The following is a 26,289-nucleotide window of genomic DNA, read 5'->3' on the forward strand; positions in this document are numbered from 1 at the left end:
GCAAATGCTGGAGGAATATATTTCTCCAGCATCACGCAAAAAAGAACAGACATGAAACGATAATCTGTTCTAACAAACGATTACATTTATCAATTTTACTTTATTAAATATTATACATATACTTTTGGCTCGCGTTACATACTAAAAGATAACTATTATAGAAAAAGATTATTATTATGGAAATTCAACTTATTTATGAAAAGATTATTCAGAGTGCTCAATACGCAAAATATCTTTTACAAATATATGATGTGGATTTTCATCTTTATCAATCATTGTACATACAGGAGCTTCTTCATCAAAGTACACAATCATTCCTTCTACGTACTGATATGTATGTTGAACTTGTACAGTTACTTTAATTTCTATAGCCTCTTCATATGCTCTTTTTATTTTTCGAAGCATTTTTTCCGAACACTTTCGTTTCTCTGGGTACATAACCATCCCCATAAACCTATTGCCGGATCTGTCTTTCCACATATAATCCCAATGTGGTAATATGCCTTGTTTAAAATCGCCCATAATTCTCCTCCCCTATATTCTTCTAGTTACGAACGTGGCGTTTCTGAATATGTATAAATTACTTGTCCGCCGCGCTGCGCGTTCCCAATAATATGTTTAAAATCTTCACGCCCTACTACAACTTTCCTAAACGTATAAAATACATCTTTCGTTGCAACATACTCCTTTATTTCACCATTTTTCAGCTGATCCAAAATTGTATTTGCTAATTGCTCATCCATGTATTTCACCTCTATGCAATATTTTATTTTATCGTATATTCTTTAGGTCAACAACTGTAAAATTATCCAGATGCTATACCTTCATTTCATTTTCATTATTTGCAAACGATATCACTTTACTATATGTCCACTAAATATCATATACTAACATAGCTACTTCTCTATATCAAACATTTCGACATTCAATTATGCAAAGTTCCATACCACTATGCTACAATATACAAATAGAACTAGGAGGGATACTATGATTCGGAAAGCAAAAAAGACAGATGCGAAGCTAGTAGCGCCTTTATTGTATAACGCTCTGCACGAAATTGCTGAAAAAATTACTGGTAGCACAGTTGAGACAGAAGTATTACTAGGACTTGAAACATGGTTCTCAAAAGAGAGAAATCGACTGAGCTACGAAAACTGTTTTGTATATGAACAAGACGGTGATGCAGTTGGGGTTATTGTCGCTTATCACGGTAGTGAAGCAACAACGCTTGATACACCAATTGTACATTACTTAAGAGAATTACATAAAGATGAATCGATTACGTTAGAAAAAGAAGCTGAACTTGATGAATATTACATTGATACATTATCAGTTTCAAGTGCATATGGCGGAAAAGGCATTGGTTCTAAATTAATTGAAGCTGCTGAAATCCATGCAACTGAAAAGGTGTATGAAAAAATCGCATTACTTGTTAATTTAGAAAACAAACGTGCCTATTCACTATACGAGAAGCTAGGTTATAAAAAAGATCAAATCGTTATGCTCGTAGGCGAACCTTATGCACATCTTGTAAAAACATTAAACATCAAAGTTTCTATATCTTAACATAAAAGCACACGATTTATATAAATCGTGTGCTTTTATGTTAAATTTGTATGTAATGCATTACCATCCATCGCTTCGTGGAATGTATAGATTGTACATCCCCATGGCTTCCTATGTAAAATAGGAGAACCGGACCATCCCATTGCTCTCAGTTCCGCACCAATCATTGCATTCACATAATTATGACCTATAAGAGCAATACTTCCGTGTACGAGGGCGTAACGATGTAATAAGTAAGCCGCTTGCCTTGCCCGCGCTCTTACTTCCTTATAAGACTCAACATCTTTATGGTAACCAAGTATCCATAATGTTCGTCCGATAAACATCCATACGTTAGGTTTACATTTCAACCATTTCGGAGCATAAAAACTCGTCGGAACTTCAGCTTCCCTAAAAAGAGAATTTTGCATAAAGGATAAAGAATCCATTAATTCAGCTGCTGACTGTACAGCACACCTTTGATCACTCGTTACAATCAATTTTGCTGCTTCAACCGCTTCCTTTGTTTCCATTGGTATAGGTGCTTGTTCTGTTGTAGTATGTAAGTCATATCCTTTCATCCATGCATGAAAGGATGTAACCGTCATTGGTTCTATAGTACGATCTAAGCGACCATGACGAATAAAAGAAATCTTCATTCTTTCCACTCTCCATTCATCACTTACGAACTCTATTATGTACTATTTTTTAATATCATACCACGCAAAAAAAGAAAGTTATACACCTTTACATATCCTCGCCACTCTCATTTGTGACCCCAGCATGTATACCATCCATCCCATCAAAATATGTAGTCGTTTCATGATGACGAATCTTTTTTAAATTTATATAAGAAAATACAAATAAAATTAATGCTATAACACTCCCCACAAATTCAAACATCATTTTACCGCCTCTAATTTCTCCCACTTTAGTAGGTTATTGTATATTTTTTATTATACCCCCATATAAAGATGTTCGCATTTAAACCGTTCTTTTTTTCTATTAACATGGAGTTCTTGCATATTTTCTTACAAAATGTGAATATTTTTCGAATTTTTACTTTGGAAACATTTACAAACTGGACAATATGGTTCAAAATAGGAAGAAATAAAAAAACCAAAATTATTCTTTTTTGGGAAAACTGTAACAAGGAGAGTTGCTTATGCAGATCGCAGAAACTGGAGATATCATTGAATTTAAAGGTGGAATGCAAGGCCGTGTTCAAAAAGTAAATCAAAACTCCGTTATTGTAGATATAACAATTATGGAAAATTTTAGAGAACTAGATATGGAACCTCTTACAGTTGTAAGTCATAAAAACTATACTGTCATTAATCAAAATGCATAATATAATAGAAAGAAAGGATCTGTATAACATACAGATCCTTTCTTTCTATTATATATTAACGATTATCAATTGTTTCTGGATATAGATCATGGTTCATCATGCGGTAGTCTGCCATTTGTTCATATTTCGTTCCTGGGCGACCGTAGTTGCAGTAAGGATCAATTGAAATCCCTCCACGTGGTGTGAACTTACCCCATACCTCAATGTAACGTGGATCCATTAATTTAATTAAATCATTCATAATAACGTTCATGCAATCTTCGTGGAAGTCACCGTGATTACGGAAACTAAATAAATATAGCTTTAAAGATTTACTCTCTACCATTCTTTGTTCTGGAATGTAGCTAATATAAATTGTCGCAAAATCTGGTTGGCCTGTTTTCGGACATAAACTTGTAAATTCAGGGCAATTGAATTTCACAAAATAATCACGGTTTGGATGATTATTATCAAATACCTCTAAAATTTCTGGGCTATATTCAAATAAATATTTTGTATTTTGATTTCCTAGTAACGTTACATCTTTTAAATCTTCATCTAATCTTCCTGCCATTTTAAACATCCCTTCTCATTATACTCCGCGTTTATTTCCCCATACTAACGCATGAAGCTGCGGCAATACTTTTGCATCATTCATCTCTTTACAATTTACAGCTTTATCAATAAGCCACTCATACTTATCTAATAATTTCTTAATCAACATCGCATCATCCACTGTTTTTGTATCATCATTCCCTACTTGTAAGAAAAATGGTACATCTGGATAACGTTCGTGCATCTTAACTGCATACTCAAAGTCATAGTCGTCAAATACTACTACCTTTAAACTAATATCTTTTCCTGCTAGTTTCTGAATAACTGCATCTAACTTCTGAAAATCAGTATTCATTGTCGAACTTGGTGGTTTTGGAGAAATCGTTATCTCATCAATTTGAAGTAACCAATCTTGCCATTTACTCCCTTGTGTTTCGATTGCCGTCCGCATTCCATTCTCTTTTAATATAGAAAGAAGAAACTCAATATTTTTCAACAATGCTGGATTTCCACCTGAAATCGTAACATGAGAAAAATTTTCGCCACCAATTTCTACAAGCTCATTCCAAACGTCCTCTGCTGTCATTTGTCTAATTTGATCCTTAGCTGATCCATCCCACGTAAAAGCAGAATCACACCATGCACAGCTATAATCACAACCTGCTGTACGGATAAACATCGTCTTTTGTCCCACAACCATCCCTTCACCTTGAATAGTCGGACCAAATATTTCTAAGACAGGGATTTTACTCATCGAGCATCCACTCCCGTCTTACTTCCGCATAACTAGTTGGCGTCTCGAAAAGACGAACAAATTCAACGCGAGCTCCTTTATATTCGTTCGCACGATTATCTTTTATTAATGCTTCTGCCATCTTTTCGTAAATCCAAACGACCATGTTTTCAGCAGTCGTATTCATCGCTGGTAACGTTTCGTTTAAATAACGATGGTCTAAATAAATTTCTATTTCATTCTTCCAAATTTCTTTTATATCTCCAAAGTCAATCGCAAGACCTATTTCATTCACATATCCACTAATACCAAATACAACTTTATATGTGTGACCATGTAAGTTTTTACATTTCCCTTCATAACAGTGTAAATGGTGTGCTGCATCAAATGTAAATTCCTTGCTGACCATTACTCTTTTATTATGATATTTAAGCTGTTTACGCTGAATATCCTTGTCCATTTTTTGCAAATTTTCTACGATGCGAAATCCAAAGAAGTTATCCATTAGTTACTCGCTCCTTCGCGCTCTTGTAGGTACGTATCTAATCCTGCTTTACGAAGTTGACATGCTGGACATTCACCGCAACCATCACCAATGATTCCGTTATAACATGTTAATGTTTTTTCTCGAACAAACTCGAATGCTCCAAGCTCATCTGATAATTTCCATGTTTCCGCTTTATCAATCCACATAAGTGGTGTATGAATTACGAACGGATAATCCATGGATAAATTTAAAGTAACGTTTAACGATTTCACAAACACATCACGGCAATCTGGATAACCACTAAAATCAGTTTCACATACACCCGTTACAATATGACGTGCTCCAACTTGTTTTGCTAATACAGCAGCAAATGATAAGAATAGTAAATTTCGTCCATCTACAAACGTCGATGGCAATTCACCTTCTTCATGTGTAATCTCCATATCCGTTCTCGTTAACGCATTTGGAGCAAGTTGATTTAATAGACTCATATCAAGTACCGTATGTTTAATTCCTAGCTCTTTTGCAATTTCCGCTGCACAATCAATTTCTAGCTTATGACGTTGATTGTAATTAAACGTTACAGCCTCTACTTCTACAAACTGCTCTATTGCCCAAAATAAACATGTCGTACTATCTTGTCCTCCACTAAAAACAACAACTGCCTTTTCTTTTTTCATTTCACTCATTCTCCTTCTCTACTACGAATAAGAAGAAAGAACGTTCTTGAACTGTCACAATAAAAAAACAAAACAATACCTAAAGATATTGTTGTTTCCATAGTTTTTTATAGAGGGAGTTCGCGAACCTCTCCCGTGCAATGCACGGAATTCCTTCTTTCATTGACAAAGCTTATTGTAACATATTGTATACTACCAGAAAAAATTTCTGACTTTTCCGCTATTTCTCATTTCATTTCTATCATTTTATAGTATGATTAATTTAATATGAGAAGAGAGGAGGCACCCTACTGAAACCCTTTATTATTTATCTCTTTTTAAATATATTATTCATCCTCGTTACCATGCTCGTATACCATTTATTTTGGAATCAAAAAGGGAAACGCTCTCCTAAATTAAATTCAGCTATATTTATTACATTGTGTTGCCTCACTACCATACTATGTATTACTTTTGGAGCAAAAACAAATTATGGATTTCAATTTGATATGCGCCATATCGTATTAATTGTCGGTACATTAACAGGAGGCCCTATTGCTGGCGCTTCCATCTTAGCTGTATTAAACATATACCGCTTCTTATTAGGGGGAATAGGTGTATTCCCATCCCTTATCGCTTCGGTTTTACTGTTTATTGTTCTACTATTAACATACAAACTATTTAACCGAAGTTCTAATCGTATAAAAATAGCACTCGCTATCTTTTACAGTCTCATATTTGGCTTAGGGTGGATACCATCTTTCCTTTTAGAGGTTACAAATAGTGCAGATTATATACCACATATTATCGTATACGAAATATGTACAATAATTGGAACAATCCTTACTTTATATTTGCTACACATACTACAAATGCAAGTTCGTCTTCAAAACGAACTTATGAATGCTGAAAAATTCCATTTAATTGGCGAAATGGCCGCGTCCATCTCACATGAGATTCGCAATCCATTAACTTCAACAAAAGGATTTTTACAACTTTTGCAGTCGAATACATGTACTGAGCAAGAACGAAAATTATATATCGACATAGCCATCAACGGAATCGAACAAGCAAATCATGTTCTTACAGATTACTTAACTTTTGCGAAACCAAGTATCGAAAAAGAACAACAGTTACAAGTAGAGGAAGAATTATTGCATGCCTTATCTTTAATCACACCTCTTGCTAATTTAACAAACGTTCGTATCCACTACATCAAACAAAGTACATCTTTCTATATCGCTGGTGAAAAACAAAAACTGAACCAATGTTTATTAAATATTTTAAAAAACTGTATTGAGGCTATGCCTACAGGCGGTGATCTCGTACTTACTTTAGTTCCAGATCATAAACATATACAATTGTATATAAAAGATACAGGGATTGGTATGGATCAAGAACAAGTAAAACGCCTTGGATCCCCTTTCTACTCAACGAAAGAAAAAGGGACTGGTCTTGGAATGATGGTCGTATTCAGTGTTGTGCAAGCTATGAATGGAAAAATTGATATTATAAGCGAAAAAGGGACTGGTACAACCTTCTTATTAACTTTTCCGCTCATACAAAAAACGTGATGAAATAATCATCACGTTTTTTCTGTTCCTTCAACTAATTCAGCAAAGGCTTTCACTTTTCCATGTGGTTTTTGATTTTCTTTACGTGCTTTCCAAGCGCGCTCTTCTTCTTTCTTTTTGTTGGACATACTTTTCAACTCCTTCTATTCTTTCTCCATGTAGTATTCCAAAATAAGAAAGAAAACTATGCACGTATCAAAAAAGAAGTGGTCTCCCACTTCCTTCTAATTATCGCTGTAAAATTGCATGTTTCGCCTCTTTTAACTGCGTAAGATGTCTTTGTTCATGCAAATCAAGAAATTGAACCCACTGATACAAATTCAGATCATTAAAAACCGGATGCTTTAATCCATTTTCAAATAGATCTTTTTCATCTAGCACACTATGAAGCGCGTGTAATAGTTCTTGTCGTGAATGTTCTAGTAATTGAATTCCTTGCTGTTTTTTCATTAACGTTTCTGTTGGTTGCATTTGCTGAGGAGCTTCTCGTTTATGTGTGCGATCAAGCGTAAGTTGGAGGTCTTTAAATGGAGTCGTGTTTCTTTCATTTTTTTGTAAAGCATATACAAGGGCAGATGTGACGGATTGTTCAACTAAATGTAAATGATGCAAAATTTGAATAATACTCCATTTATCACGGCGCGGTTTTACATTCACTTCTGTATCATTTAACATTTCAATTTCTGATAATAGCGTGCTTCGGGTAGACTGTAACGAGTTCACCAAACTTTCTAAACTCACATCCATATTAGATTGAAGCATACTTCTTTCCCCCCTTTTTGTTGGTGAAAAAAGGTGTCCCTTATTAGAAACACCTTTTAGTATTCTGAATTTTCTTTTATTATCTCATCATTTTCTCGTTATGTCGATGTTAAACATGTGAAAAAAAGCGCATGTTTTTTACAATTTTGTGTCGTCAACCGCATGTAGCCACGCTTCTATTTCTGTAATGACACTTTTCACACAACCTTCAGCAAATGGTGATGTTAAATTTGCAACTTCTACTAATTCCAAGAATGATTTACTTCCACCTTGTTGGCACAGAGTTACATAATCTTCCCACGCCTCTTGTCTATTATCTCTTGCACGTTTCCAAAATTGCAGTGCACAAATTTGTGCTAATGTGTAGTCTATATAGTAGAACGGCGAGCTATAAATATGTCCTTGACGTTGCCAGAAACCACCGCGCTCTAAATAATCATTATCTTCATAATCACGATGCGGCAAATACTTTTTCTCTATATTACGCCATGCTGTCTTACGCTCTTCTGGTGATGCTTCTGGATTTTCATATACATAATGTTGATATTCATCAACAGATACACCATACGGTAAAAACAGAAGCGCTGAGCTTAAGTGAGAGAAATAATATTTATCTGCATCTTCTTCAAAGAATGACTTCATCCATGGCCATGTAAAGAATTCCATACTCATAGAATGAATTTCACATGCTTCATACGTTGGCCAATTGTATTCTGGAATTTCAAACTTACGGCTTTCATATACTTGGAAAGCATGACCAGCTTCATGTGTTAATACATCAATGTCGCCAGATGTTCCGTTGAAGTTCGAGAAAATAAATGGAGCTTTATAATTCTCAATATATGTACAATATCCGCCACCAGCTTTTCCTTTTTTCGCAACTAAATCTAATAAATCATTATCTAGCATAAAATTGAAAAATTCATCCGTTTCAGCCGATAACTCTTTATACATCGTTTTCCCATGATTAACAATCCAATCCGCATCTCCTTTTGGAGTTGGATTACCAGTAGCAAACTCAAAGTTTTCGTCGTAATAAGCTAACTTCTCTACACCGATACGTGCTTGTTGTCGTTTTCTTAATTCCGTTGTAACTGGAACAATATAATCAAGTACTTGCTGACGATAATTCGCCACCATTTCCGCATTATAATCTGTACGGTACATTCTTGCATATCCAAGTTCAACAAAGTTTTTGAAACCTAAAGATTTAGCGATTTTCGTTCTCACTTTAACAAGCTCATCATAAATACGATCTAACTCTTCCTCATTCCCAGCTAAAAATCCGTAGTATGCTTCACTCGCTACTTTACGTTCACTTCTTTCTTTCCCTTGCATAAATGGAATAAGCTGCGATAACGTTCTTTCTTCTCCTGCAAAGTCAATTTTTGCAGATGCTAATAACTGCGTATATTGTGAAGACAATTTATTCTCTAATTGTAAATCTTTCACCACGTCATCAGAATATGTTTTTAAATCACACTCCGCTAAAGCAAATAATTGCTTCCCATAATACGCTTCTAATTCTTCACGGTATGGAGAATGTATTAACGCATGATAATACTTTGTACCATATCCTTGTACAACTGGAGAGAATTCATCAAAGAAATCTTGCTCTTCCTTATAAAAAGCATCTGTCGTATCAACAGAATGACGAATGTAACAAAGATTCCCCATTGTACCGAAGTCGTTGCGAATTTCGTTAATTGAATTGATGACTTGTTTTTGTTCTTCTACCGTTTTGGCGTTATCAAACTTCTCTAAGGCAACAGTAAACTTCTCTTTTAATTCTTCAATATTTGGCCGTTTATACTCATAGTCTTTAAATGACATGAACGAGCCTCCTCTCCATTATGTGCATCCTTACTATAATTCAATGCTTACTTACAAATCTCCTCTTATTCTTCAGCAAAATACGGCAGCTATTGTCATAATTACATGTAAACAAAAAAGCCTTGGATTTCGTTATCCAAAGCTCCTTTGGCACATACTATTACTTTTCATACTTTCCAATCTTTTTTAATAGATCAAGTAATTCATCCTTTTCCTCTTTCGTTAACATTTCAAAAGACTGATGTATAACTTGCTCATGCCCTGGAAAAATAGAAGCAATAAAGTTCTCTCCAGACTCAGTTAATTGTGCATAAATAACACGTCTGTCATTCGGGCACGGAATTCTCTTTACTAGTCCCTTTTTCTCTAGCTTATCTACAACATATGTAATGCTGCCACTCGCTATTAAAATACGCTCACCAATTTGCTGAAGTGGTTGACCACCTTTATGATATAGCAGTTCTAATACAGCAAATTCAGTTGGATTTAACCCGTTACTTTGTATAGATTTATTTGTAGTATCCATAACAGAACGATGTACACGAGATAATGCAATAAATACTTTTAGAGATTGAGAAATATCTTCTCGTTCATTATTTGATGTCATACAACTTTCAACCCTTCACTTAAATTCTCAGTAATAAAAAGAAAAACAGTTTAGTACTTCATGTAAATTCCGAATGAGTATTCACTCATTCATTACCTCTCCCCAAATATATTATGAATGATTCTTGAATAAAAACATGACAATTTTAACATAGTTTATATATAATGATAATAAAAAAGAAGGAGTACCAAACTTGAAAGTCAAATTCCACAGCATCGTTTTATATATATTGCTTGTTATCCTACCAACGATAGGGATTGGTGCTACATTTTATTCATATCATTCGTATAAAATGAAACAGGAAAACAAACTATCTGCTCACACGGTTCTCTTTTTATATAGAGACTATTTAGATCATCATCTTGGTGAAGCAATTTCCGCATTAGAAATGCTCTCAAAAGTCGTAGGAACCGAGACTGGAAATATAAATGGAGTAAAACAAATTGTACATGATACAGATGGAAACGATGCACGCTTTTCTGGTCTATATTACGCTACACCAGAAGGTATCATTACAGTCGCATCCGAAGGCGACCAACCACCTATTGATGTCTCAGATCGTAAATATATTCAAGACGCGTTACAGACGAAGAAAACAACTGTATCATCAGTCATTACAGATCGTGTTCTTGGGCATCAAGCTATTATAATTGCTTCTCCCATTTTCAATAAACAGAAGGAGCTATCGGGCTTATTATTAGCAAGTTTACGCTTTGACTACATTTCAGCATCTTTAAATGCCATTAAGCCACAATACCACTTTGAAGTAACTGATAAGTATGATGTAGTTTTTCTCACCGATGATAATAACGAAACAAGTGATGCGCATTCTAATATGCTTACTACCCCACTCCAAAGATTAAATTGGAAGGTCTCTGTTTCTCCATTGCCTATCCATCAAAAAACATTATATCAGTGGGTTTCAATAGAGTGTATAGCTACTTTATTTTTAATGTCTATTTTATTTTTACTTGCTCAATATATGTTGTTAAAACGCCAAACAAAACTGGAAAGACAACAAAATGAACTACAAAAAATTGAATTAGTTGGCACTTTTGCAGCTAGTACAGCCCACGAAATCCGTAATCCGCTTACCGGAATTAAAGGACTCGTCGCTCTATTAAAAGAAAAATATAAAGATGAACAAGATCAGTTCTATTTTTCCGTCATCGAACAAGAAATAGAACGGATTAATGAAATTGTAAGCGAATTTCTTATTCTTGGAAAGCCAACTGCTATCATTGAACAAACATATGATGTGAGAAACATTCTAAATGAGGTAGCATTAATTATTCAATCTGAGGCGAATCTACATAACATTATATTCAATTTACATTTGCCAGACCATCCTGTTCATATCCGTTGCTCAAAAGACCATATGAAACAAGTGGTTTTAAACATTACAAAAAATGCAATTGAAGCCATGACTTCTGGTGACACACTAACTATTTCCGTAACGAACAATGAAACACACGCACAATTGCAAATTATAGATACTGGAAAAGGGATTCCAAAACATATTCAAAAACACCTCTTTCATCCGTTCTTTACTAATAAAGATACTGGAACAGGTCTTGGACTTGTCATATGTAAACGAATTGTAGAGATGTACAATGGGCATATTTTTATCGACAGTATAGAAAACGAAGGAACGACCGTTCATATCGAAATTCCGTTACACATAGTATAATTATCCTTCTCCCAAAAGGGTAATTATACTTATTTCATAAAACCAGCTACAAGCATTCGCCAAAAATTACTCGATTTCCCTTCATACCCAATTTGAAAAATAGGTACCTTTATAATTGATAACCATTTTGGTGTTTGTTTTTCTTTATAACACTGGTACTGTAAAATAAGCTTGTCCAATTCTTGACTCACTTGAATCGTCTCCATACTATTTAACCCACTCGTTAAACCTAATTGAATCATTTCTTCACGTTTCATATGAATATCACGTGAAAGCTTTTCTAATGTGTACTTCCTTTTTACAGTAAACATTCATATCCCCCTTATTATATTCCATGCTCTCTACTTCACTTCTCCATCAGCCTTTTAACTACTTACATCATATTTGAATTTGAAGAATCAGAAAATTTAACATTTTCTCCCTGTAATTTACAAATCTTTACCCTCACTTTGAGAATTATTACAAATTATTCTATCTTTGTAAATACATTCGCAATAATAGACATTTTTTTCATCTTCTTTTTTTACAAATACCAATTAAATAGCGGATTTTCTATTTTCCATATACTTTTCTTCGACATTTTTTGTTTAATTTATATAAAAACGCAAAACATAATGATGATTGATAAAGTGCAATTTAATCATTGGGGATTTTGTTCATTCCTCACCGCTCGCAAATAGCCGGATAAACTAGAAAGGAAATATTTATATGCGCAAATATACGATTGCATTGCTTATATTTACTATGTTCTTACCATCCTTCTTATTTCCTGTTCAAGCAAAAGCTCATACAAACAAAGTTGCTATTGTCATTGATGACTTCGGCAATAATATGAAGGGGACTGATAAAATGTTATCACTTCCTATTCCACTGACTGTTGCCGTTATGCCTTTTCTCCCTTCTACAAAGGAAGATGCGATAGCGGCTCATAAAAAAGGGCACGAAGTTATTATACATATGCCAATGGAACCTATTAAAGGTAAAAAAGAATGGCTTGGACCAAAAGCAATTACAACTGATTTAAGCGACGAAGAAATAAATAACCGACTCGAACAAGCGATTCAAGAAGTACCACATGCAATTGGGATGAACAATCATATGGGATCAAAAGTGACTGCAGACGAAAGAATTGTAAGGCTTATACTTGCAGCTTGTAAAAAACACGGTTTATTTTATTTAGATAGCAAAACAAATCCTAAGAGTGTTGTCCCAAAAATCGGGAAAGAATTAGGAGTGCCTATTATTGAAAACCAATTATTTTTTGATGATGTGTATACAGCGGCACATATTTCAAAACAGGCCCAATTACTCATTAAAAAACTTCAAGAAAAACCAATTATGGTAGCTATCGGACATGTTGGACCTCCAGGTGAAATTACATCACGTGTTATAGAGTCTTCTATTCCTAACATTCGTGCCCATGCAGATTTTATTTTTTTATCTGATTTAGCATTATCTCCGCCTCCTGTTTCAAAATAAGATTCATTACTCACACTAAAAAAGGGACCAATCTGCATATAGCAAATTGGTCCCTTTCCACCTTAAATATAATCTACATGACTCACCCTGAATCCTTTTTTCTCTATTTTTCCGATTAATTGCTTCAATCTTTTTTCATTTAACTCATCCGTTATATTTACGATAACGCGGCGAATATATTGATCACCGTTATCTAGCGTAAATAGTCCACCGATATTAAAAGATTTCAACAATGTCCCAAGTTCTTTAATCGTTCCCTTACAATCTTGTGTTGCAATTGTTAATATATAACCACCCGTCCGCATACCGAATGAATCTTCAATAACATCAAATACATTAGAATGCGTTAAGATACCGACAAATTCATTATAGTCATTTAGCACAGCTAAAAATGGAAGTCGACGAATAACATAAAATGCTCTAAAAAAAGAATCCTTTTCAAAAATAAATGCAGAGGAATCTTCCAGCATATGTTCCGTACTTAATTTCTCTAATCCGCTATTACACTTCTTTTCTAAAAGATCTACTTTATAAATAATCCCCATGAATTTCTTTTCATCTTCTGCTAATACAGGGATTGCTCGAAATCCCGTTTCATTCATAATGTGCAAAGCCTCTTCACCTGAATCGTTTATTTTGCAAAATGTTACTTGCTGTTTTGGCAGAAAATGATATTTAACTCGCAAAATATGTTCCTCCTTACATGTCAACATGTAATCTATATATAATAAGGAGACCTATATTTTATGAGTGAAATTATTTTTAAAACGCTTTCATTTGTTTGGTGACTTGTAACGACATCAAAAACCATTTATATAACAGAGCTCTTTGCACCTTTTATCATTAACAATTTTACATGGTAATTCATTAAATACTCTATACCCTCTAGCCATTTTTTCGCTTCTTCTGGAGTTTTCCCCCACACAATCATGCCATAATTATGAACAAGAACTACTCCTCCACCTTCAATAAAATTCGGCACATTATTTTCTAATAAATCAGCAAACTTCTTCTCATCTTCTACAATGGGAATTGTCATTTCTGTTATACCTTCTTTTCCAAAAACACGTTCCACACTACGTTTATCAAATGTTACTTCCCCTTCTTCTCCATATAACTCTGATATTAAATGGCTATCTACAGTCTGCACTTGTAAAATACATTCTGCACTACTCTTTTTATAAATATCCGCATGCATAAACGATTCTACAGCTGGTTTTTCTTCATTTTCAAATACTGGCTCACACATACAATTAACAACAATAAAGTCTTCTTCTGAAAATAACCCTTTATCTCTTCCCTCAACGTTTACTAAAAAAGTTAACGGCTCTTTTGACGTACAGAGTGATAAACTAATTTTTGTACCATAAAACCAATCACGAAGTGCCAATTCAGATTTCACATCTTTTAATTCATTCCATTTCTTTAGAAAAAATAACATTTCGTCACCCCCGGCATAATATTTATATAATGTTCGAATCCTTTCTATGTAAAAGGAATATTTTTTGATTATTCTAAAAATTTAATTGAATTATCACACGAGAACGCCTTTTTGTCAATATAGTTTCACAGCTCTTCTTTAAAATGGGCCATTCATCTATCTATACTCCTGTCTATTGCCTATTTCATTTTGTACATAAAAAATACGTTATTCTTATTAAATCAAAGAATAACGTATTTTCTCATCTTTTATTTCGTTATCGCGTTATATAAAAACTGTGCATATTGTTCACGTGTTACGAAATCACCACCTAAAAAGTTTCCTTTTCTATCACCTTTTGATATATTATTATCCGCTAACGCTTTCACATATCCTTCCGCCCAATGACCAGTCGGTACATCAATAAAGCTCTCTACACTCTTTTCATTTCCCTTTAACTGGAATACTTTTTGTAATACTACTGACATTTCATATCGAGTTAATACTCCATCTGGGCGGAACTGACCATTATCGTATCCAGTCATAATTCCAGCTTGTGCAACTGCCTCAATAGCCCCTTCATATGCATTCCCTTTCGTATCTGTGAACTTCGCTTTCTGTTCTAGATTACGCTCCAGCTTCAAGTGCTTTTGTATTAAAACTGCTACTTGACCGCGCGTAATATTGTCACCAAATCCAAATTTTCCATTTCCATAGCCTACAAATAATTTTTCTTTCGCTAAATGATTAATTGCTTTCTCTGACCAATGACCCTTTGGTACATCTTTAAACTCTATTACCTCTTCGGCTACTTTTTCATTTACAACCTTTTGAATCACAGAACCAGTGAAGAAAATGCCTGTATCCGCAAATGGATCTTTCACTCCAAATTCATATACTTTCTCACCTGGTGTACTCCATTTCACTATACCCTTACTATACGTACCACCATCGCTCTTCAGACGGATTTTTGTAGATACCTCGCCGTCTTTTTCGTATATAGGTACTTTCACTTCTTTATTTACTTCTGTATCCTCTAGAAAGATTTTTTGGTTTTGAACATTAATATAAGCTTTCTTACTTAGTTCGATTACTGGTCTAACATCGCGAATTTCATTTGCAACAAAACTTAAATATACTAACTTATCCAACTTACTAACTGGCGATAAGTCTGAAATATAATTTGCTTCTAAATCAAGTTTTTGTAAGTTTACTAGACTAGATAATGGCGTTATATCTTTTAACTCATTGTTAGGTAAATCTAATTCTGTAAGTTGAGTCATTTTAGCAAGTGGTGTCACATCTTCTATTTGATTTTTTCCGATAAATAATTTATTTAATTGATTCATTTGATCAATACCCGATAAATCTTTAACTTTATTACGCGTTAATACTAAGTCCTTTAAAGGTAATGAATATAACGGTTTAATATCTTCAATTTGATTACCGGCTAAAGTTAAGTATGTTACATTTTTCAATGCGCTTAATGGAGCAACGTTCGTAATTTTATTATTTGCTAAATTCAAGTAACCTAGTTGTTCCATTTTCGATAATGCTGTTACATCTTCTATTTGGTTTCCTGATAGATATAAACTTTTTACATTTTTCATTTCAACTAATGGTGCAACGTTTGTAATTTTATTATTACTTAAATCAAGAGATTCTAAATTATCCATCTTTACAAGTGGCGTTACATCTGAAAATTCATTACCACGTAAAGCTAAATGATTTAATTGCTTCAAGTTCGCAAAGAACGACGGATCTGTTATCTTCGCATTCGCAACTGTTAAAGATTTTAAATTTGGCATATATTTTAATGCACTATAATCAAGAATCTCATTCGTATTTAAAAACAAGTCCTTTACTTGTAATAACTCTTCTTTCGTAATTGGTGTATTTACATCTTTTCTATTAAATACTTTTTTATTAACAAGTTCTCTTAATTTGTTATCTGTTATCATATTTTGATTATCAACTGGATTATCTGTTTCCGTATTGCCTGAATTAGAGTTATCATCTGGTTTCTCTGTTTCTTTGTCACCTACAGTTGGATCTTTAATTTCAAATTGAACTTGATATTTGTGATCGTATCCAATAGCTGGAATAAGTATATGCATTTGCATATTGTGCTTCTTCTCAAACTCGCCAATTTCAAATTGAACTACTTTCGTCCCATTTTTTCTCTTATCTTCTGACAAAACTTTCACATCATGAAATACACCTGGTTGGTTTTTATCTTCTATTCTAAGATATTGAAAATAATCGCTATCTTGTATTGTTACAGTAACAATTTTTTTCCCGTCTGCAATCGCTACTTTAGGATCTTTTATATATTGAGAAACCATAGATGGCTCGTCTTTTTTGTCCTTATATATTTTAATCTCAGTATCGTATGTACGTTCACTAGCTGCTACCACCGATTGATTTGCTTCAACTTTTAGTGCTGCTAATGCTGGAGTAGAGTATGCAGCAAATGGAATTGCTAATGTTGTTGCTATTACTAACGCCTTCATATATTTTTTTTCAAAATAATATCCCCTATCATATATATTTTAATTGACAACATTTATCAATTATCTACAAATAAATGATAATGAATATCATTATCATTTTCAATGAGAATATTACATTAAATTTATATTTCCAAAGAAAATAATGAAAAGGCCCTTTATTCAGAGGGCCTTTTTACTTATCGTATGAAGAATTTCACTTTTTTCTTTTTCATTAATAAAACCAATTTTCTGCAAAATATTTGCATACAATACAAGTTTATTATATATCCGTTCTGACATACTTTCCCCTTCTTTCCTTCGACCAACTTTTTTTGTATTGGTAAATTATATGAAAGAGATGAGAAAATGTGTCCACTTTTTGCATAAATCCAAATCTTTTATCCCACTTTTGCGGACAGTAAAACTTCCACCTCAAAATCAGGTGGGAGTTCCATTTATTTAGCAAATTGTCCATTGAATATTATGCCTTTTGACTTCCTCTTCAAAACTATAGGGCATTTTCTTATCACAAATTACATGTTGAATACGCGAAAACGCTGCTATTCGGTAATTTCCTTTTACCCCTACTTTTGTATGATCACATAAAATATATGTTTTCTCTGCTAATTTCATCATCGCTTCTGACAGTTTCGCCTTTTCTAATTCAAAACTAGAAACCCCAAAACCAGGTAACAATCCATCAATCGACACAAATGCTTTATGAAAATGAAATTGCTGGATTACTTGCTGCGAAATAGACCCTGACACACGTGAATGCTTTGGAGATATTTTTCCACCAATAAATAAAACTTCACCATGAAACATCTTTTTATTAATAGAAGAAATTAATTGTGTGGCTACTGGAAATGAACTTGTTACAATCGTTAAATTTTTACGATGAACAAGATATGGCACCATTTGAAGTGGTGTACTTCCGTCATCAATCGCAATCACATCTCCATCTTCCACAAACGTTGCTGCTTTATACCCAATTCTCTTCTTCTCTTCTATATGCAGCATCTCTCGTTCTAACATTGGTGCCTCTATTCCAGCTCCCGGAAGTTGGACGGCTCCACCATACACTTTCTTCAACTTCTTTTCACGATCCAATTCTTCTAAATAACGGCGAATCGTCTCTGTCGATACAGCAAACTCTCTCGCTAACTCTGAAACTTTTACTTTCCCTTTAAACTCTACCTTCTCAAGAATGGTTCGCTTTCTTTCTTCACCTACTACAGACATAGCCTCACCCCATTGATTTCTACCTCATAAACTGCCTTACTTATACAAAGTTATAACTTTCTTTTTCAGTAAAAACTTCTTCATGAATATGAATACCACGCTTTACTAGTTCATCAAAAATAATTTGTGGATTTACAAAAGCGTCCTCTGGTGTCACAACGCCAACTTTATTTACATTCCCTTTTGCGATTAACTCTGTAGCAATCCCAAATGGAATACCGACGTTTCTCGTATAAGCTCTTAATTTTTCCCATCCTACAACAGATCCATCAGATAACGGGTGTGTATGATATAATACGTGCCTTTGTTTCTCATTATTTTTCATACCTATTACTTCTACATGAAGTGCATAACCGTAAATTTCTGTTTCTTGTCCCTCTTTCGATTGCAATAAATACTTCGAAATACAATCCATAATGCCGATTTCTTCCCCATTTATTTCAACTTGATCATTACGCAATATACCGTAATCATATAACGCACGTACGAGTTGCATATTTTGCTTTGGCCAAGTCCCTCTCGTCTCTATCAGTTTGACGCCTTTATTTTTCAGTGCTTTTGCTAACGTAATCGTTTCAGAATGCGGGATTATATACTGCGTTGCCTTACCATAAGGCGCCGGTAATTCAATTTCTCTCGGACGCGCAAACGGAGGTACTTGCTTAAACTCACCATCTTCATACACTGTACGCGATGGTAAATGTGGATCATATTCATATGTCGTTGTTTCTGTAATTGATGCAGAAAAAGCAATCGGACGATACGAACCGTGGCTGACACGAACTGATTCTACAGTATCTAGCTGATTTGCTGCATGCATTGCCATCATTTGCGTTACCCCTGGCGTCATACCAAAACCAGGTAAACATGTTTTTCCGTTTTGAACAAATATAGAGTGTGAGTCATTTTCTTCACCAAATCCATTCAAATTCACACCGTGACAACCTGCTTCTGCAATACATCGAGTTGACAAACCATTTAGCTTTATCGTCGTGCCATCCATTACAATGTCATAGCCCTTCATTTTTGCAACCGTATCCTCATGATTCGTTACATCTACTTTCACAAAATCAACGCGAGGATCATTGAGCCATTCTACTACTTTCAGGCCCTCTTCTTCATTAAAATCAGCTACTGTAATCGTCTCAAAAGATGAAAATTGCACCAAATCTAAAATTGCTTCACGACAAATTTTACCTGCTCCACCTAAGCAAAATACTTTCAACCTATAACAACTCCTTTAGCAATACTATCAACTAAACGATCGATATCTGCCTCATGTACATCACCGATATTTCCAATACGGAATGTATCTACTTTTGAAATTTTACCTGGATAAATAACAAATCCATCACGCTTTAATTCATTGTATAACTGCCCAAAATCAAACCACTCTTCTGGATAAATGAAAGATGTAATAATAGGTGATTGATATTTTTCATCTACTAGTGACTTAAATCCGATTTCTCTCATTCTATTCACTAATAGTTTTTGATTGTTATAATATCGATTGTAACGCGCTTTTACTCCGCCCTCTTTTTCTAATTCAAGTAGTGCTTGATAAAAAGCGTGTACAACATGTGTAGGTGACGTAAAACGCCATTTTCCATTTTGATTTTCCATCGTCTCCCACTGATCGTATAAATCTAATGATAATGAACGTGCCTGTCCTTTACATTTCAACAATTCATCGCGCTTTGCAATAACAAAGCCAAACCCAGGAACCCCTTGAATACATTTATTCGCACTACTAATTAGAAAATCAATTTGCAACTCAGCGATATCTATTTCAATACCACCAAAACTACTCATTGCATCAACTAGTGTTACTTTTCCATATTGCTTCCCTAATTTACATACATCTACAATTGGATTGATAATACCTGTTGTTGTTTCACAATGAACAACTGCAATATGTGTAATCTCTTTATCTTGTTGTAATATCTTTTCTACTTCTGCAATATTAGTAGGCTCCCATTCTTCCGTTTGACTAACCACCACATCTATATGTAACATCTCTGCCATTTGTACAATTCGCTTACCGTACGCACCATTTGTACAAACAAGCAACTTTCCATTTCTAGGAATAACAGAACCAATTACTGCTTCAACTGAAAACGTACCGCTTCCTTGCATGAGAACAGTCGTATATTTCTCTTCTTCCTTCGTTGCTAACGATACAAGTTTAGCTCTTACATCTTGCACCATCGTGTTATATTCAGCATCCCACGTACACCAATCGTATAACATAACTTCTTTTACCGTTTTTGTTGTCGTTAATGGTCCTGGTGTTAATAATAAGTAGTGATTTTCAGTCATGATCCTATTCCCCTTTTATGAAATAATAAGTTCTTGTTTCTCGATATGTTCCATTACGCTTTCGAGTTCCTGCATCGTTTCTATCGTAAAGTGCGCCCCATTTTCAACGAAACGCTTGCGAACTACTTCTATTTTTTCACGAAGTTCTACCGAATCCATATTCTCCACTTCTTCTTCCGTTAAACCGAGCTCGCTACTGCCAAGAATGACACCAACTGTCCACATTCCAGCATTTCTTCCCTCTTTCATATCCGATACCGTGTCTCCAACCTTTATCATATGATTCATTGGATATACCCCAAGTTCCATCGCATTTTTATAACACATCCACGGATATGGACGACCCGCTGGAACATCATCTGGCGTTACAAGAAAATCAGGTTTATACCCTTGTAGCGCTGCTTCTCTTGCTACAATATCCATCATTTCTCTCGTATAACCAGTCGTTGAACCAATTTTAATTCCTCTTTCACGTAAAGAAGCAATCACTTCTTTTATTCCATTAATCGGCGAAGCATAGCGCGGTAAAATAGCGAAGAGAATTTCTTCAAATTCTTTATACATCTCCTGAATATCTGCTTCTGTTGGTAATTGTCCGAAAACACGATTCCACTCACTCGCAATACGAGGCATCTCTGTTAATGCTCTAACATGATCAATTTTCAATAACCCCATTGGCTTACGAGCTTCTTCTGCAGTAATTTCAACACCGCGTTTATGGAAAATCTCCATAAATACTTCCAGTGGTGCAAAACATCCATAATCAACTGTCGTACCCGCCCAATCAAAAATAATTGCTTCTATTTTCATTCAATCCATCACCCTTCTTATTTATCTTTTTTGCCATTGTGAAGTTCGGTTACGAAGTGCTTTCGTTCCCCATTCATATACAACTCTTACTACAATATTTGTAACAACAATAAGTACACTCATTGCAGCTGCTGGTGCTACATTTCCTGCATCATCCATGTTTACAATTGATACAGCAGCTAGTTTAAAATCAGCTGCGTATAGGAATACGACTGCCGAAACAGTTACCATTGAATTTACGAAGTAGTACATTACCATTTCTAAAATCGCCGGTAAACACATCGGTACTGTTACTCGAAAGAATGTTTTATAAAACGGAATTCCCATCGACTGTGAAACAAGTTCAAACTCTCGATCTAATTTCTTTAAAGCTGTCGTTGCCGTAACAAATGTTACAGAATAAAAATGAATGATATTGACTAATACTAGCACAGCGATTGTTCCGTATAGAGAATGAAACGGATTCGTTACGGAAAGTCCAAAGATTTGTATGGTTGGTTGACTAAAGAAGAAGACATAGCCTAACCCAAGTACTAAACCTGGTATCGCTAAAGGGACGATAGAGAAAAAGTAACCTGCTTTTCGGAAAAATTGTAGCTGATCTATTTTCTCAATCGCATAAGCGAACATAAATGTTAAAACCGCTCCAATAACCGCTGTGATTGCTGAAACAATTACGCTGTTTTTAAACGCTTCAAGTCCATCTCCTGTTAAACTAGAAAAGTTAAAATGCTCAAATGTAAAGCTCATATTATATGGCCATACTTTCACACTTGCCGCAATACCAACTGCCACAAATAATAGAATGATCATAAGCGTTACTACGCTACAATATACGAATGAAATAACATCTCGTTTCTTATTATTTATTATTCTGTAAGGTACTGCTTTAGAAGACAAGAGATTTGCCTGCTTTCTTTGCGTAATACGATCAACTGCAAACGCAAATATAGCTGGGATTAATAAAATCATCCCGACAGTTGCACCCATCGGCATATTTTGCTGTCCAATTACTTGCTTATATACATCAGTAGCAAGTACATTATATTGTCCACCAACAATTTTTGGTGCCCCAAAATCAGTGAAACTAAGTGTAAACACAACGAACATCGCACTAATTAATCCGTACTTTACACTAGGTAAAGTAACAGTGAAAAATTGCTTTGTTTTACTCGCTCCTAACATATTAGAAGCTTCATATAAACGATAATCAGAGCCTTGAAAAGCAATTAATAATATAAGAAAAGCTTGCGGAAATGTATACATAACCTCAGCTATTACAATTCCTACTGGTCCATATAAAGGGATTTGTATCCCTTCAAACAAACCAAACATTCCTTTCGTTATTAACCCTTGATTACCAAATAAATATGTTAGTGCGATACCGTGCATCATTGTTGGTGCGAATAGTGGTAACAACGCGACGTATTGAAATACACGCTTCCCAAACACATTCGTACGAGCAATCGCATAGGCGTAAGCGAAAGCGAGTGTCACTGCAATAATTGTTGTCGCACCTGAAATCCATATCGTATTTTGTAATGATTGAACTAGCGTTGGTGTTGTGAAATATTTACTGAAATTCGCAACACCAATGAAAGCTCCATCTTTATCGTAAAAAGCTTGTGTAAACAATTGTAATAGGGGTAATACAAGCATGATCAAAAAGGCAAGAAGCATACCGATAATTAATAGTCTTTGTATCCACTCTTCTTTACCAATACGTCTCTTAATCTTTTTTTTCGTACTTTCTACCTTGAAATTTTCTAACATCTCCATCTATACAATGACCTTCTTTCCATATGACAGCATATGATTTTCTGAGAAAGAGATTTGAATCGGCTTTCCTTTTCTAATAGCGGTTTTTTCTACTTCTGATGCCAATATATCCACTACAATTTTCTCGTTATAAAGATGTGTTTTCTCTTCTACGACTCGCACTTCTGTCCGATATACAGATCCACGAAATTCCATGCTTTCCACAACCGTTTTAATACCATCATTTTGTACAATTGTTACATGTTCAGGACGAATTGCATGTTCTTCATTATTTTTCGAAAAGAAATTAATAGAACCAATAAAATCTGCCACAAACGGATTGGCTGGTCTTTGATAAATCTCCTCTGGTGTTCCAATCTGCATAATTTCCGCATGATTCATTACAACAATTTTATCAGCCATCGTTAATGCCTCTTCTTGATCATGCGTGACCATAATAGTTGTTACTCCTACTTTTTCTTGCAAATCACGCATTTCTCTACGTAACTTTTCACGTACTTTTGCATCTAAAGCAGATAACGGCTCATCCAGTAACAAAATATCCGGAGACAGAGCGAGTGCACGTGCAAGTGCCACTCGCTGCTGTTGTCCACCAGACATTTGAGCAGGATATTTATCTTTTACATTCAGTAAATCAACTAGTTCCAACGCCTCTAGCGCTTTCTCTTTTACTTCTGCTTTTCCATATTTTTTTGTCTTTAAGCCATATTCAATATTTTCAAGTGCTGTTAAATTCGGAAATAATGCATACGATTGAAACACCATTCCGAAGTTCCTCTTTCCAGGAGGTAATGCTGTAATATCTTTTCCATTCACAGCTATACTACCTGTTGTTGCCTCTTCTAGCCCTGCTAAAATTCGAAGCAATGTCGTTTTCCCACAACCACTTGGGCCTAATAAACATACAAACTCATTTTTTTTCACAGTAAAAGAAATATTTTTTAACGCTGTAAATGCATCAAACTGCTTTTGAATGTGTTGAATTGATAAATATTCGCTCATTTTTTCTCTCTCCCACTCACTTACTTTTTCGGTTCTGCTTTTTGGCCAAATTCTTTTTCCCATTTTTCTAAAATTTTGTCGCGATTTTCTGCTGCCCATTTAAAGTCATTCTTTTTGTATAACTTTTCTGTTACATCTTTAGGGAATCCATCTGGAAGTTTATAATCATTTTTAATTGTCGCAAATCCATTTTTCTCGAAGTATAACTTCATTACATCATCAGTAATTGCCCAATCTAAAAATGCTTGCGCTAATTTTTCATTTTTTGCATTATCTTTTTTAATAAGTGCGTTCGCTTCTACTTCCCATCCTAATCCTTCTTTCGGCAATACAACTTCAACTGGTGCACCTTTTTGTTTCTCTTTCAAAGCACTATAAACCATTGATACGCCCACTGGATATTCACCCGCGCCTGCTAATTTCGCTGGTTTTGATCCTGAGTGAGTATAAGTTGCCATATTATCATGAAGTTTCTTCATGTAATCCCAGCCTTTATCTTCACCCATAATTTGTAACCATGCAGAAACTGTTAAAAATCCTGTTCCAGAAGAAGCCGGATGTGGCATAACAAGCGTTCCTTTATATTCTGGTTTCGTTAAGTCTTCATATGATTCTGGCATCGGTAAATTTTTCTTCTTTAATTCTTCTTTATTTATAGCAATCCCTGTCATAAATGCCGTATTACCTACCCATTTTTCTGGTTGCTTATCATCTTTAAATTGTGGAAGAACACGATCTGCTCCTTTTGGAGAGTATCCTTTTAACATATCTTTTTTATCTAAAGCTAGTAGACTAGACGCTGCTGTTCCCCATACAACATCTGCTTGTGTATTTTTTCCTTCAGCTAGCAATTTCGCTGTAATAACTCCAGTTGAATCACGAACAATGTTCAGTTTTACATCTGGATACTTCTGTTTAAAAGAATCAAGATAAATGGGTACAAGTTCTTCTTCAATCGCTGTGTAAACAGTCAATGATCCAGATAATTTATCATCTTTCACTTTTGCCCCAGCGCTTTCTTCTTTCTTTGCACCGCACCCCATTAATAACGAAAATACCATTCCAGTTGCTACAGCTTTAAAGATTGTTTTTTTCACTGTCTCTCTCTCCTTTTATAAATCTTATGTACAACTCAAATATAAACAACTAGTGTAAAAGCAGTATTAAACCAACATTAATCTTTTGTTTGTTGTTTGTTTTTGTGTAATACGTTGCTACTTCTATGTTTTTTCGCATTTTTCTGCTAATAATGAACACTAAATTTACAAATAATTAAAAAAACCTTTATAATCCCACAAAAAAATGAGGCGTTTGTAAAAAACGCCTCATTTTTGTTTACCTTTTTTTGAATTACGATTTGCATACTTCGCGCTATTTTCTCCTTCATACTCTAATGCAAATTCTGCATCTGGTAAGCTTTCTTTCGGAGTTTTATTATTGTTGATTGCCGCATTTTGTTTCACTTTTCTTTTTACCAATACATTCACCTGCTCTCAAGGATTCACTTTCTACTCTAGTTTGAAGCAAGCTGAAATAATTATTACTGGCAAGTGTTAACAAGTACATAAGAACTGCTAGATGGAAATACTACCTATGAAGAAAGCATTCTAAAAAGGAGCGATTATTATGAAGAAGAAAGATAAAATTCAGTCACCAATTTTAGATGAAACGCTCCCGCATCAAATGAATTTCCCATCTTTTAAAGGAACAGGAAAGAAGATGCAACAACCTTTCATAAATCAATATGACGTCGTAATCGGAGACAGTAAATATGATTCCGAGAATAGTCCACTTCACAATTGGAGTGATGAGGTAGATCCTGCCATTATGGCTGGAGAAGAATGGATCCATCCTACAAATGATATTGGGTGGATTTCAGAAGAAAATCAAGAGCTGCTAAAAAAAGAAGTAACGAATAAGAAGGATGCTTTTATGCATCCGCAATTTGGCATTAACGACTAAAAAACCATT

Annotated in this window: 30 protein-coding genes and 1 riboswitch; of the genes, 6 read left to right on the forward strand and 24 right to left on the reverse strand. The window is 34.6% G+C overall.

Going from position 1 to position 26,289, the window contains the following annotated elements:
- Positions 1–204: 204 nt before the first annotated feature.
- Together MR115_RS12455 and MR115_RS12460 are read right to left on the reverse strand one after the other, a co-directional pair.
- Positions 205–522, reverse strand: a complete 318-nt coding sequence (locus MR115_RS12455; protein ID WP_242241493.1) for a hypothetical protein — start codon at positions 520–522, stop codon at positions 205–207.
- A 26-nt stretch (positions 523–548) separates the two neighbouring features.
- Positions 549–743 (reverse strand): hypothetical protein, encoded by a 195-nt coding sequence (locus MR115_RS12460; protein ID WP_000344283.1) that lies wholly within the window; start codon positions 741–743, stop codon positions 549–551.
- Positions 744–987: 244 nt separating this feature from the next.
- Between MR115_RS12460 and MR115_RS12465 the strand changes: the two genes are divergently transcribed.
- A complete protein-coding gene (locus MR115_RS12465; RefSeq protein WP_063261904.1) occupies positions 988–1,566 on the forward strand; it encodes a GNAT family N-acetyltransferase in 579 nt (192 codons plus the stop codon).
- Positions 1,567–1,601: 35 nt separating this feature from the next.
- On the opposite strand, the gene MR115_RS12470 is transcribed toward MR115_RS12465, so the two are convergent.
- Both MR115_RS12470 and MR115_RS12475 read right to left on the reverse strand, forming a co-directional pair.
- Positions 1,602–2,204, reverse strand: a complete 603-nt coding sequence (locus tag MR115_RS12470; RefSeq protein ID WP_242241495.1) for a histidine phosphatase family protein — start codon at positions 2,202–2,204, stop codon at positions 1,602–1,604.
- 88 nt (positions 2,205–2,292) lie between these two features.
- A complete protein-coding gene (locus MR115_RS12475; protein WP_242241497.1) occupies positions 2,293–2,475 on the reverse strand; it encodes a hypothetical protein in 183 nt (60 codons plus the stop codon).
- 235 nt (positions 2,476–2,710) lie between these two features.
- Here MR115_RS12475 and MR115_RS12480 point away from each other — a divergent pair, with 235 nt between their 5' ends.
- Positions 2,711–2,896 (forward strand): YkvS family protein, encoded by a 186-nt coding sequence (locus MR115_RS12480; protein WP_001165081.1) that lies wholly within the window; start codon positions 2,711–2,713, stop codon positions 2,894–2,896.
- A gap of 55 nt (positions 2,897–2,951) precedes the next feature.
- Here MR115_RS12480 and queF read toward each other — a convergent pair whose 3' ends face one another.
- From queF to queC, 4 genes are read right to left on the reverse strand one after another with little or no spacing between them, the layout of a single operon-like run.
- Positions 2,952–3,449, reverse strand: a complete 498-nt coding sequence (gene queF / locus MR115_RS12485) for a preQ(1) synthase (protein ID WP_000918895.1) — start codon at positions 3,447–3,449, stop codon at positions 2,952–2,954.
- 18 nt (positions 3,450–3,467) lie between these two features.
- A complete protein-coding gene (gene queE, locus MR115_RS12490) occupies positions 3,468–4,184 on the reverse strand; it encodes a 7-carboxy-7-deazaguanine synthase QueE (RefSeq protein WP_073517446.1) in 717 nt (238 codons plus the stop codon).
- On the reverse strand, positions 4,177–4,668 hold the full coding sequence (queD, locus tag MR115_RS12495) for a 6-carboxytetrahydropterin synthase QueD (protein ID WP_000368410.1): 492 nt from the start codon (positions 4,666–4,668) through the stop codon (positions 4,177–4,179). Before queD ends, queE begins: the two co-directional genes overlap by 8 nt.
- Positions 4,668–5,330, reverse strand: coding sequence for a 7-cyano-7-deazaguanine synthase QueC (gene queC / locus MR115_RS12500; RefSeq protein WP_242241499.1), 663 nt, complete (start codon positions 5,328–5,330; stop codon positions 4,668–4,670). The genes queD and queC overlap by 1 nt, the downstream gene beginning before the upstream one ends.
- A 93-nt stretch (positions 5,331–5,423) precedes the next feature.
- Positions 5,424–5,467, reverse strand: a riboswitch (PreQ1 riboswitch).
- Between the two features lie 207 nt (positions 5,468–5,674).
- On the opposite strand from queC, the gene MR115_RS12505 reads away from it, so the two are divergent.
- Positions 5,675–6,883 carry an ATP-binding protein gene (locus MR115_RS12505; protein ID WP_242241501.1) on the forward strand — a complete coding sequence of 403 codons (1,209 nt, stop codon included), beginning with the start codon at positions 5,675–5,677 and terminating at the stop codon, positions 6,881–6,883.
- Between the two features lie 11 nt (positions 6,884–6,894).
- On the opposite strand, the gene MR115_RS12510 is transcribed toward MR115_RS12505, so the two are convergent.
- From MR115_RS12510 to MR115_RS12525, 4 genes are all read right to left on the reverse strand, one after another.
- Positions 6,895–7,011: a DUF6254 family protein gene (locus MR115_RS12510; protein ID WP_000066280.1), complete on the reverse strand. Its 117-nt coding sequence runs from the start codon at positions 7,009–7,011 to the stop codon at positions 6,895–6,897.
- Positions 7,012–7,111: 100 nt separating this feature from the next.
- Positions 7,112–7,645, reverse strand: a complete 534-nt coding sequence (locus MR115_RS12515; RefSeq protein ID WP_097816693.1) for a DinB family protein — start codon at positions 7,643–7,645, stop codon at positions 7,112–7,114.
- 138 nt (positions 7,646–7,783) lie between these two features.
- Complete coding sequence (locus MR115_RS12520; protein ID WP_242241503.1) at positions 7,784–9,478, reverse strand: M3 family oligoendopeptidase; 1,695 nt, start codon at positions 9,476–9,478, stop codon at positions 7,784–7,786.
- Between the two features lie 160 nt (positions 9,479–9,638).
- Positions 9,639–10,085, reverse strand: coding sequence for a MarR family winged helix-turn-helix transcriptional regulator (locus tag MR115_RS12525; protein ID WP_000203340.1), 447 nt, complete (start codon positions 10,083–10,085; stop codon positions 9,639–9,641).
- Positions 10,086–10,278: 193 nt separating this feature from the next.
- Between MR115_RS12525 and MR115_RS12530 the strand changes: the two genes are divergently transcribed.
- On the forward strand, positions 10,279–11,775 hold the full coding sequence (locus MR115_RS12530) for a DUF3149 domain-containing protein (protein WP_242241505.1): 1,497 nt from the start codon (positions 10,279–10,281) through the stop codon (positions 11,773–11,775).
- A gap of 29 nt (positions 11,776–11,804) precedes the next feature.
- Here the strand turns inward: MR115_RS12530 and MR115_RS12535 are convergent, their stop codons facing one another.
- Positions 11,805–12,086 carry an aspartyl-phosphate phosphatase Spo0E family protein gene (locus MR115_RS12535; RefSeq protein ID WP_000495532.1) on the reverse strand — a complete coding sequence of 94 codons (282 nt, stop codon included), beginning with the start codon at positions 12,084–12,086 and terminating at the stop codon, positions 11,805–11,807.
- Between the two features lie 397 nt (positions 12,087–12,483).
- On the opposite strand from MR115_RS12535, the gene MR115_RS12540 reads away from it, so the two are divergent.
- A complete protein-coding gene (locus MR115_RS12540) occupies positions 12,484–13,254 on the forward strand; it encodes a divergent polysaccharide deacetylase family protein (protein ID WP_132131474.1) in 771 nt (256 codons plus the stop codon).
- A gap of 62 nt (positions 13,255–13,316) precedes the next feature.
- On the opposite strand, the gene cbpA is transcribed toward MR115_RS12540, so the two are convergent.
- From cbpA to MR115_RS12595, 11 genes are all read right to left on the reverse strand, one after another.
- On the reverse strand, positions 13,317–13,940 hold the full coding sequence (cbpA, locus tag MR115_RS12545) for a cyclic di-AMP binding protein CbpA (protein WP_242241507.1): 624 nt from the start codon (positions 13,938–13,940) through the stop codon (positions 13,317–13,319).
- A gap of 125 nt (positions 13,941–14,065) precedes the next feature.
- Positions 14,066–14,695, reverse strand: a complete 630-nt coding sequence (locus tag MR115_RS12550) for a class II aldolase/adducin family protein (protein ID WP_061678866.1) — start codon at positions 14,693–14,695, stop codon at positions 14,066–14,068.
- 248 nt (positions 14,696–14,943) lie between these two features.
- Positions 14,944–17,187, reverse strand: a complete 2,244-nt coding sequence (locus MR115_RS12555; protein WP_242241509.1) for an NEAT domain-containing leucine-rich repeat protein — start codon at positions 17,185–17,187, stop codon at positions 14,944–14,946.
- A gap of 438 nt (positions 17,188–17,625) precedes the next feature.
- Positions 17,626–18,408, reverse strand: a complete 783-nt coding sequence (locus MR115_RS12560) for a DeoR/GlpR family DNA-binding transcription regulator (RefSeq protein WP_097816688.1) — start codon at positions 18,406–18,408, stop codon at positions 17,626–17,628.
- A gap of 40 nt (positions 18,409–18,448) precedes the next feature.
- Entirely contained in the window at positions 18,449–19,633 is a 1,185-nt protein-coding gene (locus MR115_RS12565) for a saccharopine dehydrogenase family protein (protein ID WP_242241511.1), read from the reverse strand.
- Complete coding sequence (gene phnW, locus MR115_RS12570) at positions 19,630–20,727, reverse strand: 2-aminoethylphosphonate--pyruvate transaminase (RefSeq protein ID WP_242241514.1); 1,098 nt, start codon at positions 20,725–20,727, stop codon at positions 19,630–19,632. The genes MR115_RS12565 and phnW overlap by 4 nt, the downstream gene beginning before the upstream one ends.
- Positions 20,728–20,742: 15 nt before the next feature.
- Complete coding sequence (gene phnX, locus MR115_RS12575) at positions 20,743–21,537, reverse strand: phosphonoacetaldehyde hydrolase (protein WP_242241516.1); 795 nt, start codon at positions 21,535–21,537, stop codon at positions 20,743–20,745.
- 21 nt (positions 21,538–21,558) lie between these two features.
- Positions 21,559–23,316: a putative 2-aminoethylphosphonate ABC transporter permease subunit gene (locus MR115_RS12580; RefSeq protein WP_242241517.1), complete on the reverse strand. Its 1,758-nt coding sequence runs from the start codon at positions 23,314–23,316 to the stop codon at positions 21,559–21,561.
- Complete coding sequence (locus MR115_RS12585) at positions 23,317–24,318, reverse strand: putative 2-aminoethylphosphonate ABC transporter ATP-binding protein (RefSeq protein WP_242241519.1); 1,002 nt, start codon at positions 24,316–24,318, stop codon at positions 23,317–23,319. It lies immediately after the preceding gene.
- A gap of 20 nt (positions 24,319–24,338) precedes the next feature.
- The gene (locus MR115_RS12590) at positions 24,339–25,415 is read right to left on the reverse strand and encodes a putative 2-aminoethylphosphonate ABC transporter substrate-binding protein (RefSeq protein ID WP_000750910.1); all 1,077 of its coding nucleotides are present in this window, start codon (positions 25,413–25,415) and stop codon (positions 24,339–24,341) included.
- Positions 25,416–25,643: 228 nt separating this feature from the next.
- Complete coding sequence (locus MR115_RS12595; RefSeq protein WP_000240799.1) at positions 25,644–25,796, reverse strand: hypothetical protein; 153 nt, start codon at positions 25,794–25,796, stop codon at positions 25,644–25,646.
- A 148-nt stretch (positions 25,797–25,944) separates the two neighbouring features.
- Here MR115_RS12595 and MR115_RS12600 point away from each other — a divergent pair, with 148 nt between their 5' ends.
- Positions 25,945–26,280, forward strand: a complete 336-nt coding sequence (locus tag MR115_RS12600; RefSeq protein WP_061678858.1) for a DUF3905 domain-containing protein — start codon at positions 25,945–25,947, stop codon at positions 26,278–26,280.
- Positions 26,281–26,289: the final 9 nt, after the last annotated feature.

Source organism: Bacillus cereus group sp. BfR-BA-01309 (assembly GCF_022664315.1).
GTDB lineage: Bacteria > Bacillota > Bacilli > Bacillales > Bacillaceae_G > Bacillus_A > Bacillus_A mobilis.